Annotated in this window: 14 protein-coding genes; 3 read left to right on the plus strand and 11 right to left on the minus strand. The window is 63.1% G+C overall.

Annotated features, from left to right (window positions below):
* The first annotated feature begins 13 nt into the window (after positions 1 to 13).
* On the plus strand, positions 14 to 262 hold the full coding sequence (locus tag JMY29_RS03265) for a hypothetical protein (RefSeq protein WP_055976917.1): 249 nt from the start codon (positions 14 to 16) through the stop codon (positions 260 to 262).
* A 10-nt stretch (positions 263 to 272) separates the two neighbouring features.
* Here the strand turns inward: JMY29_RS03265 and JMY29_RS03270 are convergent, their stop codons facing one another.
* Positions 273 to 887, minus strand: coding sequence for a TetR/AcrR family transcriptional regulator (locus JMY29_RS03270; RefSeq protein WP_189076173.1), 615 nt, complete (start codon positions 885 to 887; stop codon positions 273 to 275).
* A 302-nt stretch (positions 888 to 1,189) separates the two neighbouring features.
* Here JMY29_RS03270 and JMY29_RS03275 point away from each other — a divergent pair, with 302 nt between their 5' ends.
* Entirely contained in the window at positions 1,190 to 2,119 is a 930-nt protein-coding gene (locus JMY29_RS03275; RefSeq protein WP_189076172.1) for a cytochrome b/b6 domain-containing protein, read from the plus strand.
* Positions 2,120 to 2,205: 86 nt separating this feature from the next.
* On the opposite strand, the gene JMY29_RS03280 is transcribed toward JMY29_RS03275, so the two are convergent.
* From JMY29_RS03280 to JMY29_RS03315, 8 genes are all read right to left on the minus strand, one after another.
* Positions 2,206 to 3,042, minus strand: a complete 837-nt coding sequence (locus JMY29_RS03280; protein ID WP_018778029.1) for a hydroxymethylpyrimidine/phosphomethylpyrimidine kinase — start codon at positions 3,040 to 3,042, stop codon at positions 2,206 to 2,208.
* Positions 3,043 to 3,085: 43 nt separating this feature from the next.
* Entirely contained in the window at positions 3,086 to 4,027 is a 942-nt protein-coding gene (locus tag JMY29_RS03285; protein ID WP_229778626.1) for a TAXI family TRAP transporter solute-binding subunit, read from the minus strand.
* A 28-nt stretch (positions 4,028 to 4,055) separates the two neighbouring features.
* A complete protein-coding gene (locus JMY29_RS03290; RefSeq protein WP_189076170.1) occupies positions 4,056 to 5,471 on the minus strand; it encodes a sensor histidine kinase in 1,416 nt (471 codons plus the stop codon).
* Positions 5,468 to 6,130, minus strand: a complete 663-nt coding sequence (locus JMY29_RS03295; RefSeq protein WP_189076169.1) for a response regulator transcription factor — start codon at positions 6,128 to 6,130, stop codon at positions 5,468 to 5,470. The genes JMY29_RS03290 and JMY29_RS03295 overlap by 4 nt, the downstream gene beginning before the upstream one ends.
* Positions 6,131 to 6,289: 159 nt before the next feature.
* Positions 6,290 to 7,687 carry an MFS transporter gene (locus tag JMY29_RS03300; protein ID WP_189076168.1) on the minus strand — a complete coding sequence of 466 codons (1,398 nt, stop codon included), beginning with the start codon at positions 7,685 to 7,687 and terminating at the stop codon, positions 6,290 to 6,292.
* Between the two features lie 320 nt (positions 7,688 to 8,007).
* Positions 8,008 to 8,475 carry a hypothetical protein gene (locus JMY29_RS03305; RefSeq protein WP_189076167.1) on the minus strand — a complete coding sequence of 156 codons (468 nt, stop codon included), beginning with the start codon at positions 8,473 to 8,475 and terminating at the stop codon, positions 8,008 to 8,010.
* Positions 8,476 to 8,646: 171 nt separating this feature from the next.
* Positions 8,647 to 9,561, minus strand: a complete 915-nt coding sequence (locus JMY29_RS03310) for a TIGR01777 family oxidoreductase (RefSeq protein ID WP_189076166.1) — start codon at positions 9,559 to 9,561, stop codon at positions 8,647 to 8,649.
* Positions 9,561 to 10,223, minus strand: a complete 663-nt coding sequence (locus tag JMY29_RS03315) for a TetR/AcrR family transcriptional regulator (protein WP_189076165.1) — start codon at positions 10,221 to 10,223, stop codon at positions 9,561 to 9,563. The genes JMY29_RS03310 and JMY29_RS03315 overlap by 1 nt, the downstream gene beginning before the upstream one ends.
* A 327-nt stretch (positions 10,224 to 10,550) precedes the next feature.
* Here JMY29_RS03315 and JMY29_RS03320 point away from each other — a divergent pair, with 327 nt between their 5' ends.
* Entirely contained in the window at positions 10,551 to 11,255 is a 705-nt protein-coding gene (locus JMY29_RS03320) for a queuosine precursor transporter (RefSeq protein ID WP_018778021.1), read from the plus strand.
* A gap of 143 nt (positions 11,256 to 11,398) precedes the next feature.
* On the opposite strand, the gene JMY29_RS03325 is transcribed toward JMY29_RS03320, so the two are convergent.
* Entirely contained in the window at positions 11,399 to 12,328 is a 930-nt protein-coding gene (locus JMY29_RS03325) for a type IV toxin-antitoxin system AbiEi family antitoxin domain-containing protein (protein WP_189076164.1), read from the minus strand.
* A 228-nt stretch (positions 12,329 to 12,556) separates the two neighbouring features.
* Complete coding sequence (gene tgt / locus JMY29_RS03330) at positions 12,557 to 13,867, minus strand: tRNA guanosine(34) transglycosylase Tgt (protein ID WP_039239673.1); 1,311 nt, start codon at positions 13,865 to 13,867, stop codon at positions 12,557 to 12,559.
* Positions 13,868 to 13,912 lie beyond the last annotated feature (45 nt).

Consider the following 13,912-nt stretch of genomic DNA (forward strand, 5'->3'; position numbering starts at 1 on the left):
ATAGACTCCACTTATGGCCACTACAAGCGAGTCACTGTTGATGAGGCAAAGCCGCCTGCAGAGAGCACTGGCGCTCGTATTCGGCCTGTCGATGGTGGGTTTGTTGGCCTCGATTTTCCTGACGGGTGGTAGCCCGCTCTTCCCTGGGATGACGGGACCGCTGCTGGTTCTGGTCTTCTTCCTCGCCGCCGCAGGTAGCGTCGTGGGATTGGCCATCACCAGGTCGAGGCGAGCTGCCGAGGAAGCCGTTCACGGCAACTAAGGGCCGAGCCTCAGCGGACCAAGCGGCCCACCAGCTCGGCCGCCGCACCCACAACCTCGTCCGCCTCACGCTTTGAGGCACTCAACGCCACTTCCTGCCCCGAAACAGTCACGATGTCCGTGATCACCGCTACCGTCAACCGACCGAGGGTGTCGTCGCTGGCGCCAAGCAGGACCGAGTTCTGCCGGACCCATTCGCGTCCGCGCTCGCGCCGCAAAACCTCGAAGCCCGGGGGAGTGTCGCCCTCAATGAACACCCTCTCCAGTTCCCGGTGCTTCCAGGTGTAGTCGAAGTAGCTGCGGCTGCCCACGTTGAACAGTGCCAGCGGGTCTGTCTCGCCTGCCTTGCGTGCCTTGGCCACTGCAGAAGCCACCAGTCGCTCATGTTCATTCTGGTAGTCGTTCCACAGGGCAAGGAAGAGCTCGGTCTTGCCGCCGAAGTGGTGGTAGAGGCTGCCTACGCTCGATCCTGCGCGGGAAACAATGTCCGAGATGCTGGCATCGGTGAATCCATGTTCCACGAATACCTCGGCCGCCGCGTCCAGCAAGGTGCGCTGCGTAGCCGCCGTCCGGGTCCACTGCCAGGAGCCCGCGTTGCTGGCAACTTCGGAGGTCTTGCGGACCATGGTGGGGCTCCTCCCTCAGTCAGAACGAAGACCGGTGTGTCTACTGCCTATTTTCTGGAATCCTACCCCCGGAATAATCCACATAGCGAACAGCGAACCTTGACGGACCAGTGAGTGAAAGGAAATAATTCTGGAAGTCTGTTCTAGAAATCCATATTGCGGCATGTATCCGAATGCTGCGATTTTTGACGTCGGACGCCCCGAAACCCGGGTGCCGTTTTCACCGTCGGGCTGCAACTGGTTGAATCGCTATATAGCGCCAACTGGTCGCAGCCAACCAAGCCAGAGAGGAACGCGGCCTGATGTCCGTTTCAAGCAAGTCGTCCGGGATCACGTCGAACAGGTGGTTCATGCCCGTCGTCGTCACCGCAGGAGCTTTGGTGGTGGCACTGATCCTCGTGCTCGTTGCGCAATGGCTTCGGACCCTTCAGCCGGTCCAGCAGTTCCTGACGGACTACCCCGGCCATTCCGCAATCCCCGACGGCACGCCCACGGGGTTCCCGGCCTGGCTTGGCTGGCAGCACTTCCTCAATATGTTCTTCATCGTTTTGATCATCCGTTCTGGCTGGCAGGTGCGCACCACCACTCGCCCGCCGGCGTACTGGACCCGGAACAACAAGGGCCTCATCAAGACAAAGAACCCACCCGCCAAAATCAGTCTGGACCTTTGGTTCCACCTGACGCTGGACGCCCTCTGGGTTTTGAACGGCATCATCTTCATCGTGCTCCTCTTCGCCACCGGCCAATGGTTGAGGATTGTCCCCACCAACTGGGACGTCTTCCCGAACGCCGTCTCGGCCGGCCTGCAGTACGCCTCCCTGAACTGGCCGGTGGAAAACGGCTGGAACAACTACAACAGCCTCCAGCTGCTGACGTACTTCATCACCGTCTTTATCGCCGCCCCGCTGGCCATCATCACGGGCATCCGGATGTCTGGGGCATGGCCGAAGAAAGCCGCGATCAACAAGTTCTACCCGATCGAACTGGCCCGCAAGATCCACTTTCCGGTGATGATCTACTTCGTAGCCTTCGTCATCGTCCACGTAACCCTGGTGCTGGCCACCGGTGCGTTGAACAACCTCAACCACATGTACGCCTCGAACAACGATTACAGCTGGTGGGGATTCGCCATCTTCGCAGCATCGATCGTGTTCACGGCGGCCGCTTGGTTCCTTGCCAGGCCACTGTTCCTGCGACCCATTGCCTCGCTCATGGGCAAAGTCTCGCGCTAAGCGCCTGCAAAAGAAGAGCCGCCCCGGAAGGCTTTCCAGGGCGGCTCTTTCGCGCGCAGGCGCTAGCCTCTCGCACGCTGGAGGCGCTAGCTCAGCGCGCCGCCCTGCCACAGGGCATCAAACGGCGCCCCTGAGGCCACGCGGTTCTTGATACCCGCCGTCACGAAAGCCTTGGCCGTGCGGGCTGCTTCCACCGGGGTCGCGCCCTTTGCCAACTCCGCGGTCACAGCAGCGGCAAGCGAGCAACCGGCGCCCGACACGGCAACCTCGCCCACCTTCGGGGCCCGCAGGACTTCCAGCGTGTCGCCGTCGTAGTAGACGTCGACGGCGTCCGGGCCTTCCAGCCGCACCCCACCTTTGGCGAGGACTGCCGCGCCGCTGATTTCGTGGATGCGGATGGCAGCAGCCTTCAGCGATTCTTCGTCCGTGATGGTGAGCCCGGACAGCGACTCGGCTTCAAAATGGTTCGGCGTCACGAAGGTAGCCAGCGGCAGGATTTGTGCCTTCAAAGCCTGGTCGGTGTCCAGCGCGTGGCCCGGTTCCTGGCCCTTGCAGATCAACACCGGATCCAGCACCACGTGCTTGAACGAGCCGTCCGTCAAAGCCTTCTCCACCGTGCTGATGGTTGCCGGGCTTCCAAGCATGCCGATCTTCACGGTATCCAGAACCGACGGTGCGCCGGAAGCGGCGCCGTATGCCGCCGTCGTGGCTTCCAGTTGGTCCGCGATGACCTGCTGGTCCACCGGCACGAAGCGGTGGTTCCAGTTGTCCTGCGGGTTGAAGGAAACGATGCACGTGAGGTTCGCGATGCCGAACACTCCGAGTTCCTGGAAGGTCTTGAGGTCGGCCTGGGCGCCGGCGCCACCGGTCGCTTCGGAGCCGGCGATGGTCAGGGCAATGGCAGGGGCAACGGCAGAAGTCATGAGTTCATTTTGGCAGTTGCTCCGGTTTGACTCCTAAACGGGGCTAGCCGTGCAACGCCCGGTAAGCGGCCTCAGCGGCTGGATGCAGCGGCACTCCGGCAGTGTTGATCAGCGTTTCGGGACTGAGGAACTGGACCCCTGCGCTGGACTTGGGAACCAGGTCCTGGGCCTGCTCCACCAGGAGTTCGACGGTCTGCCGGACAACGTGGTCGACAAGGTCGCTCCGGCACAGGAGAAGGTTGGCGACCCCCACCGTCCAGACGGCGGGCGCGTCCCCGTAACTGTTGGCGGGGATGAGGACCCGGTCGTAGAAGAAGCCTGACTGTGCTCGCGTTGCCGGAATCAGTTCGGAGAGATCAAGAAGCCGCACGCGAAGGTCCTGCGCAGCCGCGGCGATCGGCGCCGTCGGAACCCCTCCGGACTGGATCATGACGTCGATCGAACCGTCGGCAAGGGCCGCGATCGCTTGGTTCAAGCCAAGGTTGACCTGTTTCAAGGCCCGGTCCGGCGTGGCGGACTGCGGTGCTAGCCCCGCTGCGGCGATGATCCTTCCGGCGGTGAGGGTGGTCCCCGAACCGACTTCGCCCACCCCCGCGGTCTTGCCGGCGAGGTCCGATAAGGACCGGATCGAACTGTCCTCCCGCACAATGCAGTGCACGTAGTTCTGATAGACCTTCCCCAAAGCCCTCAGGCGTCCTTCGCTGTGGCTGTTCGCGGCGGGTTGGGCTGCCGCATCGGCGAGGGCGACGGCGAAGGTCGCCTCGCCGGACAGCACCCGCTGGATGTTCTCAAGGCTCCCGCCGGTGGTCAGTGCCCGCGCCTTGTCGGCGATCCGTTCCCGTTGCAGCAGGTCCGCCAGGAGGGTGGCGAACTCAAGGTAGAAGCCGCCCGATTCGCCACCGGCCACCGTGAGTTCCTGCGGCCGTTCCTCCGCGGAGCAGCCAACCGTTGACGCCAGCAGGCCGAACGCCACAGCTGCCCTCATGGCATTCCTTCGCGTCACTGTGCGGCTTTCAGGCATCGGAACCGCCCTGCGGGTGCACAAACTCGAGGCGCGCCGTCAGCCCGTGCGGCACGCGGGGTTCCAGCACCAACCTTGCTCCGTTCGCCTCGGCCAACCGTTCCACAATGGTCATGCCCAGGCCATTGCCCGGGATCTTGCTGTGCTGCGGCGCCCGCCAGAACCGGGTGGTTGACGCGGCGAGCTGATCGGCGGGGAGGCCGGGACCGTCGTCGGAAACCACGACGGCGGTGCCACCCGGGGTGGGTTCGGTCGCCACCGTGATGTGGGAACCTGGGGCGTATTTGACGGCATTGGCCAGAAGCTCGCCCACCATATGCGCGAGTTCTTCCGGATTGCAGGCGATGGTGATCGGCCGGCCCGGCTCGAGAAGCGTGATCGTGGCACCTGCCTGAAGGGCAGAGGGCGTGGCCCGTTCCGCCTCACCTTGCAGGACAGGAAACGGGTCGATGACCGTCAGGCGCTGGTGTCCCGTTCCGTGGTCCGCGCGGGCAGCCCCGGCAGAGGCGCGATGTTCCGCGGTGGCCAGCTTCAGCACGCCGTCGAGCATTTCCTCCACGCGCTCAAGTTCAGCGACGACGCCCGAAGCGGCGGCCTTTTCCGGTTCCGATCGCAAGGCGAGCTGCAGCAGATCGATCCGCAACCGCAACGCCCCCACCGGATTGCGGAGCTGGTGCGAGGTGTCGGCGATGAGTCGCCGTTGGGATTCCATGCTCTCGCTCACGGCATGGGCCATGGTGGTGAAGGAGCGGCTGAGTTCGCGCAGCTCAGGCGGCCCGGCTTCAGGCAGTTGGGTGGTCGCGCCGGTGGTTTCGAGCTCGTGGACGGCTTTGCTGAGGCGCTGGACCGGGCGCAAAACCCAGCCGGTGATACGGGCAGCGGCCAGCAGGAGCAGCGCGCCAAGCGCCACGGCGGCGACGACGACGACGAGCCACCGCTCCCGTAGTTTCTGGCGGGCGGCGTCGAGGTTTACCTCCATGACAACTTCACCGAGAACCTGGCTTGCCGTGCCGAAGGACCTTGAGATGATCTCGTTGCCCGTCCCGAAGGCGCGGATTGGACTGAGCGTTGTGTCGCTCAGGTTCAGGCTTGCCCTGCCGAGCGCGTCCATGACCTCCGGTTGATCGTCGCGAAGGCCGCCGGAATGGTTGCTCTGGCCTTGCATATGGATCAGTATTCCTTCGCCGTAAAGCTCGGCGTAGCGGTCCATTTCGCGCTGCAGTTGAGTGGTGTTGTTGTCCTCCAGGGCGTCACTGGCCAGCTGGGCGAAGCGGTTGAGGGCAGCGACCCTGTTGATCTGCAGCTCCTGCGTGAGCTCCCGGCTGGCCGACGTCAGGATCACGCTGGACACCGTCACCACAATCACCACCACCAGCAGGCTGAGGATGCCCAGGACCCGGAGTTTCACGGTTGCTCGACGCGGTAGCCGACGCCCCGGACATTGATGATGAAGCCGGGCAGCTGGAGCTTGGACCTGAGACCGGTCAGGTGCACATCCAACGACCGGGAGTGCGCAAGAAACGCGTCGCCCCAGAGCGCGTCCAGGATTTGTTCCCGGGTGACCACCGAGCCCGCATGCCTGACCAGCAGGCCCAGGAGGTCGAACTCCGTGGCGGTGAGGGCAAGTTGCTTGCCGCCGACCGCTGCGACACGGCGGTCGAGGTCCACCTCCAGCTCACCGAGGGCGATAGTGTGTGGTGCTGCCTGGCCGCCGCGGTTGGTCCGGCGCGTCACCGCCTCGATCCTGGCGAGCAATTCCACGAGTTTCACGGGCTTCACCAGATAATCGTCGGCGCCCGAGCGAAGGCCAAGGACCACGCTCCGCTCGTCATCGCGGGCCGTCAGGATCAGGATGGGGATCTGCGTGACTTGGCGGAGTTTCCTGAGGACGTCCAGGCCATCAAGGTCCGGCAAGCCCAGATCGAGCAGGATGACCTCGTGCTGACGGTGGGCCAGGAGCGCGTCCTCGCCGCGGGAAACCCGGGTGTGCTTGTGCCCGGCAGAGGCGACGGCGGCGCTCAAGGCTGAGGCCATGGCGTCGTCATCCTCGACGATGAGCACATGCACGGTGTAGTCCTTCGGGGGTTCGCTGAGCGGGGATCGCTGGTGGGTTCGTTGGTCGGGTTCGCTGGTTGGGTTCGCTACTAGAGCTTAACGTTGTGAGGCCCGCTCTGCGCCCTTCGGAGTATCCAAAGAGTGCAGAACGGGCCCCAAGAGGCAGCCAAGTCAGGCGTTGACGCGATCCTTCTCGTCGCCGTCGTCGTCTGCAGTGGCCCGGGCCTTGAACGCGTGGCCCTGCTCCGCATCCAAGTGCGTCGGCTTCTTGTTCTTCAGGGCGAAGATGTACACCAGCAGCGAGATGAAGATGGCCGCCGTGACGTAGGTGAAGAACAGGTCCACCTGGTCCGACTTCTGCAAAGCTGCACCAATCAGCGGAACCGTACCGCCGAACAGCGAGTTGGCGATCGCGTAGCCGAGGCCCACACCGAGCGCACGGATGGATGCCGGGAAGAGTTCGGCCTTCACCAAGGCATTGATGGACGTGTAGCCACCCACCATCAACAGGCCGCCGAACATCAGCAGGAATGCCACGAACGGATCCTTGGTCCCGGCCAGCGCCGAGAGCAAAGGCCACGTGAACAGAACGCCCGTCACACCGAACCAGATCAGCAGCGGCTTCCGGCCGATCTTGTCCGAAAGCATGCCGTAGACGGGCTGGAGCAGCATGAAGATGAAGAGCGCCCAGAAGTTGATCACGGAGGTATCCGTCTTGGCGATACCGGACGTATCGTTCATGAACTTCAGGATGAAGTTGGTGTATGTGTAGAAGGCAACCGTGCCGCCGAGCGTGATGCCGATGCAGATCAGCAGCGGCTTCCAATGCTTGGTGAACAGGAGCTTCATGGTGCCCGGCTGGGCTTCGCCTTCAACCTTGATGTGCGCAGCGCGCAGCTGATCGGCAGAGAGGGTCTCCTCCATGGAGCGTCGCAGCCAGAGCACCACCAGTGCGGCCACGCCGCCGATCGCGAACGGAATCCTCCAACCCCACGCGGTCAGGTCTTCCTTGCTCATGGTGTTCTGCAGGATCACGAGCACCAGGAGTGCCAGCATCTGGCCGCCAATCAGCGTCACGTACTGGAAGCTGGAGAAGAAGCCGCGGCGTTTGGCCGTAGCAGCCTCGGACATGTAGGTGGCGCTGGTTCCGTACTCGCCGCCCACCGAGAAGCCTTGGACCATGCGGATGAAGACCAGGAGGATCATGGCCCATAGACCGATGACGTCCTGGGTCGGCATGATCGCAATGGCGAACGAGCCGGCGGACATCATGGTCACACTGAGAGTAAGCGCGGCTTTACGGCCCTTGCGGTCGGCGTAGCGACCAAAGAACCAGCTACCGATCGGGCGCATGAGGAACGACGTCGAGAACACGGCCATCGCTTCAAGGCCGGCTTGGAGATCGTCCGAGGAGTTGAAGAAGTGCGACTGGAAATACGCCGCAAAAGCGGTGTAGACGTATACGTCGAACCACTCCACGAGGTTGCCCGCGGAGCCTTTGAGGATGTTGCTCACTGCCTTGCGTGTCTGGGCGGCTTCGCTCAGAGGTGCAGCTTGTTGGGTGCTCATCAATGAACCTTCCTGGCGGCTGCGCATGCGGCAGCCGTGTCTTGCATGAGTTCGTTCTGTCCATGAAGCTCGTGCTCATGGCGTCCTTGCGCATGGCTCTTCGTCGACTAAGAAAGGCCCTCTTGGGGTGAAGAGGACGTATTCCAAACTATGGGTGATGCACGGCACAACCAACGTGGGAGGGGATTTCCTAACACTTCCTTAGGTTTCGGGGTGAGGTGGAGGGGGCCCCGTTCCGGGTACAACCGACGCTTGCTCACATCCCTAGGGTTTGGTGGGGACGCTTGCTCACATCCCGGGGGTTTGGTGGGGACGCTCGCTCACATCCATCCGTCCATGATCGGGAGGGGCCTATTGATGCGAACGAGCTTCCAGATTGCGAGCCGTCCGAAGCCAGCTGCAATAGCTATGGACATTGAAAAGAAGATCGCGCCGTTCGGGGAGAGCCCGCCGAATGGCGCGCAGACGAGCAACGGGGCGAGGAAAAAGACCGCCACGTGGATCCATTGGTTGGTGATGCGTCGCAGGACGAGGCCGAGCAGAGATCCGGCCGTAACACCGATAGCCCACACTGGAATCAGGCTGTATATGAAGAAGACGAGGGCCCAGCCCCCCGGTGACTGGACTGCAAGCAACAGGCAGAAAGTCAGATGCGCCACCGCGACGCCGACAGCGAGGCCTCCGCCTCCGATCACTACCCGGTCTTTCGATCCGTACCGCCAGCTATTCCGCGACCCAGGCGCCACCAGTCCGTACTCGGACTCGTCCGCCCAACTGTCATCGTTCATAGTTGCTCCCGGTTTGTGAGTGAGGGTTGGGCGGATGGGGCGGTTTGGTGAGTGAGGGTTGGGCGGATGGGGTGGTTACGTGAGTGAGGGTTGGGCGGATGGGGCGGTTTGGTGAGTGAGGGTTGGGCGGATGGGGTGGTTACGTGAGTGAGGGTTGGGCGGATGGGGTGGTTACGTGAGTGAGGGTTTGGGGCGCCCTGTGGCGATCTCGTTGAGCGCACCGGCCAACGATGGGTATTCAAATGCGAACCCCGCGTCGAGCAGTTTCCGGGGCTCCACCCACCGGCTCTTCAGCACCAGCTCGGTCTGGGTCCGAATGAGAACAGAGCCAGCCTCGAGCAGCCACGACGGCGTCGGGATGCCAAACGCAATACCAAGGCTCCGCCGAACCAGTGCCATCAGCTCCCGATTGTCCACCGGGTAGGGTGACGCTGCGTTGACCGGACCGGTCAGCTCAGGCCACTCGTGGAGAAACAACACTGTCCGGAACAGGTCCTCCACATGGATCCAGCTGAACTTCTGCGTTCCGGGCCCCATGTGCCCACCCAAACCCAGCCGCGCAAGGTTCCGGAAAGGAGGCATGACCCCGCCGCCGGGACCCAGCACGATCGCAATCCTGAGCGGAATCTTCCGGGTCTCCGGCACAACAGCCGACGCCAACTCGTCTTCCCATGCTCGGGCAACGTCTACGGAAAACCCGCTGCCCAGTTCGCCTGAGATCTCTGACTGCGGACGGTCCTCGGCATGCCGATAAATGGTGCCGGTACTTGAGTTGATCCAGGTCCTGGGCGGCTCGTCACATGCAGCAACGGCCCGGCCCAAGGCCCGTGTGGTCAGAACCCTGGAGTCCAGGATTTCCTGACGGTGGCGCTCGTCGTAGCGGCAGTTCACGGATCGTCCGGCGAGGTTCACCAGAAGTTCGGCGCCGTCCAGCGCCTTGGTGATGGCGCCGTCGTCGTTCCATTGCGCGTCAGACGAAGGGCCGCGTCCAACCGTCCGCACCTGCCATCCGTCATCAGCAAACCGCCGTCGGAAGTAGCTGCCGATGAAGCCGTTCGCGCCCGCGATCACCACGGTCCGGGTCATTACGAGTCCTCCTTCACGCTGCGGACGAGTCCCAGGACGTCGTCAAACACCTTGCTCACACCGGGAATTTTCGCGAGCGACAAACCACGAGCCACCAGCGGTGCCGCACCGTCGATCAGTTTTCGCGTGCGGCGTTGGCCCGCGGATTTGTCGTAAACCCAGAACAACGCGACGCCCATGTATGCCAGCCACAGCAATTCGGGCAGATCGGCGCGCAGTTTCTTAGCGACCGCGGGGGAGGAACCCTCGACGGCGGAACGGAAGATCGCGAGCGAAGCGTCGCGGGCGGCGGTGGACGCCTCGCCGAACGGGTTGACAGGCGACGTCGGCCGGATGGCAGTTGAGATGAAGTCGGAACCGAATTGGTGATACGGCGCCATGACATCGATGCCGGTGTGGAGGACCGCCTTGAGCCGGCCCGCGAGGTCTTGGGCATTTTCGAGTGCCAGCGCTGCGGCAACTGCATGCTCATCCTGTACCTGGATGTATAGCTCTTGGACCAGTTCATCCTTGGATGCGAAGTAGTAGTACGCATTGCCGACCGACACCCCGGCTTCCTGGGCGATGGCGCGCATGGTGGTTTTTTCAAAGCCGACCTCGCGGAACATCTTCAGCGCGACGTCGGCCACCAGTTGGCGGGTCTGCTCACTTTTCGCGGCCATGCGGTGCTCCTGACGGAAATTTTGAACGTGTTCAGAAATGAGTATGGCACACATTCTTGAACGTGTTCAAAAGATGAGGGGGTGTGGGGTGTGGGATGTGAGGGAGGGTTTGGTTGAAGGGGGTGGGGTGTGAGGGAGGGTTTGGTTGAAGGGGGTGGGGTGTGAGGGAGGGTTTGGTTGAAGGGGGTGGGGTGTGAGGGAGGGTTTGGTTGAAGGGGGTGGGAGAATGGTGGAGGTGCCGGCTGCATGCCCCACCACCCCAGTGCTAATACAGCGGGGCTCCTCGGAACAGGATGCCTGCGCGAACCACTACGAAATGGATGACCCATGCCCTCGCCCTCCGGCTCCAGCACGCTGAGCAAGCCTGCACCCCGCTTCGCCTCGATCGGATCACCGTACTTCGGCATCATGCTTGCCGTCATGGCCGTGGTGCTGATCCTGTCCAATATCGGCGCCTCGAAGGGTGTGGTGCTCGGACCGATCATCACCGATGGCGGGTTCTTCCTGTTCCCGCTGGCCTACATCCTGGGCGATGTCATGAGCGAGGTCTACGGCTTCAAAGTGGCACGCAAGGCCATCATCACTTCCTTTGCCCTCTCGGTGTTCGCATCCCTCTGCTACTGGGTGATCATCATTCTTCCCGGCTTCAACGACGACTACGGAACCGCCAAGCAGGCCGCCATCGAGGGCGCCCTCGGTCCCGTGCCGCAGATCGTGCTCGCGTCGCTGCTTGCGTTCCTGGCCGGCCAGACCATCAACTCGTGGATCCTTGTGAAGATGAAGGCACGCACGGGTGAGAAGAGCCTGTGGGCCCGCCTCATGGGCTCCTCGGTGGTGGGCGAGTTCGTGGACACCCTGATTTTCTGCAGCATCGCGGCGTCGGTCATCGGCATCACCGACGCCGGCTCGTTCGTCAACTACGTCCTGGTGGGCTTCGTCTACAAGACCGCCGTGGAGTTCCTGTTCGTGCCGGTCACCGTGCTGGTTGTCGGCTGGATCAAGAAGCGCGAGCCGAGCTACGGAGTTAGCTGAGTTCGCCGGAACAGCGCTGCGGACGCTGGGGCTGCGCGAGATCGCCGGACACGAGCGGCGATCTCGCACAGATCCCGCTTCCCGCGCAGTCCAAACGATCTCGCGAACCAGCACGACGGCGGTCCTCGCGGCCGGCGTTGAGCTCACCGACGGAGGGCTTTCAGGACGCGCGCTTTGAACTCCTGCTCCTGAAACAGGTCCCGCCACTCCACCCGGATAAAGAACCAGCCGTCCTCAACGAGTGCTTTCTCCCGGCGTCGTTCCTCAAAGATCACCCGATCCGTACGGGCGTACTTGAAGTACTTCACCTCTCCGTCGAACTGCAGGGCCACCTTCTCCTTCTTCCACGCAAAGTCCATCCGGTAGCGGCCCATCCGGCTTTGCACCTCTACCTGCGACTCGGGCATCGGCAACTTGAGCCGCTGGAGGAGATCACGGCACAGCGTCTCACCTGCGGATTCGGAGGCGGGGTCAGCATTGGCCAAGCATCTCCGCAGGGTCGTGACTCCTCGGCGTCCCGTTGAGGCACCGGCGCACGCCATCATGAGAAGCCTGTCGGCTCCGAGCCGAAGCGCATGATCCATGATGATCAGGGCCTGCGGGTAGCTCAGGGTCATGGCACAGTCCACCACCGTTCGTTCCAGGTCCGTTACGGGTAGGTACTCCACGGTGACGATCTGGGAGGCCGGCAACCGCAGCCTGTGGCCGCGGACGTCCTTGCCAAGCCGGCCGCTGGAGGGGTTGGTGGGAAGAATGACATGGATCAGCTGGTCCACGTTCCATAGGAACAAGCCGTGCAGGCGGGCCGCGGAAGTATGGCTGTAGACGAAGTCCCCTTTGGACGTGACGAGCGTTCCGTGAGCATGCGCGTGAATCAGTTGTTTACCGCGGGCGTCGACGGGCTGTTTGTCCCACGCCGCCTTTCGGACGTAGCATCCCTGGCGTACACGGAGAAGCTCACCCTTCCGGACCAATCCGGCGATTGCGCGTGAACCAAGTCCCAGTTCGTTGAGTTGCTGTGTGCGCCACAGTGTTCCCAGCTGGGGGAGGGTCGGCATAAGTTTCTGGCTCATGTAACCAGCCTTGGCTGCGCGTCCGCCCCAAGACAGCCCCTGCTGCCGCTATGTGGAAAACGCTTGAGATCGCTGTAGTCATGCCGACGACGCGGGAGCTGTGCGAGGTCGCGGCTCAGCTCCAGCGATTTGGAACCGGACTAGCGATTTGGCACCGGACCCGCGATCTCGGCGCGCCAGCGGGAGCGCGCCAGCGGGCGTCGGGCCGGGAGCGAGCGCAACCCCGGCCTACGAGTAGTAGCGCCCCAGCGTCTCGGCCTTGAACTCAAAGAAGTCCCCGGATTCGATGGCAAGGCGGGCATCGTCCACCATCTTCACCACGAATCGCTCGTTGTGGATGGAGATCAGCGTTGCCGAGATCATTTCCTTGGCCTTGAACAGGTGGTGGATGTACGCGCGGGAGTAATTCACGCACGTGTAGCAGTCACAGCCGTCCTGCAGGGGGCCGAAGTCCGTCTTGTAGCGGGCTCCCGACAAGTTGAAGCGCCCGAACGGAGTGTAGAACGCGGAGTTCCGGGCCACACGGGTGGGGGAGACGCAGTCGAACGTGTCGGCGCCGTTCTCGATGGCCGTAAAGATGTCGTCCGGCTCGGAGATGCCCAGCAGGTGCCGCGGCTTGTCCTCGGGAAGTTCCTCGTTGCACCAGCGGACGATCGTGCCCAGGTTTTCCTTCTCCAGCGCACCGCCGATTCCGTAGCCGTCGAAGGGCATGGCACCGAGGTCCTGGCAAGCCTTGCGGCGAAGGTCCTCATACTGGGCGCCCTGGATCACGCCGAACAGTGCCTGGTACGGCTTGCCCACGCGGGAAGCGGTCAGTGAAGCGTGCTCTTCCAAACACCGCAGCGCCCACAAACGGGTCCGCTCCAGTGACTCTTCCTGGTACGCCCGCGAATTTTGCAGCGTGGTGAGCTCGTCAAAGGCGAACATGATGTCCGCGCCGATCTGGTGCTGAACCTGCATGGAGATCTCGGGGGAGAAGCGGTGCCGGTCCCCGTTCAGGTGCGACTTGAACCAGACGCCGTCATCGTCAATGTGGGCCAGCCGCTCCTTGCCGGGAGCCACGGCGTCATCGGGGCCGGAAGAATCCACGTTCTTCATGTCGATGACCTTCTTGAACCCCGAACCCAGGCTCATCACCTGGAATCCGCCGGAGTCGGTGAAGGTGGGCCCGGACCAGTTCATGAACGCGCCCAGCCCGCCGGCGGCGTCGAGGATTTCGGGGCCGGGCTGCAGGTACAGGTGGTAGGCGTTGGCAAGGACGGCCTGGGCGCCGAGCTCGGCGATGGACTCAGGCAGCACCGCTTTGACGGTGGCTTTGGTCCCGACGGCGATGAACGCGGGCGTCTGGATGGTCCCGTGCGGCGTGGTGATGGTCCCGGTGCGGCCCAGGAAGGCGCCGCCGTTGGCGTCCACTTGAGCGTCCGACGGCGAGCACGTCTCAGTCAGGCGCGTGCCCACCGAGAAGGAGAACTCGGATTGCCGGTCGGACAAACCGGGCAGCGCAGGGGAAGAAGCAGGAGCAGGAACTGAAGCTGGCACGCTACCAAGTGTGCCAGCTTTACCGTGGGTAACCTGCCCGGGTAA

This window comes from Paenarthrobacter nicotinovorans, from assembly GCF_021919345.1.
Lineage (GTDB): Bacteria > Actinomycetota > Actinomycetes > Actinomycetales > Micrococcaceae > Arthrobacter > Arthrobacter nicotinovorans.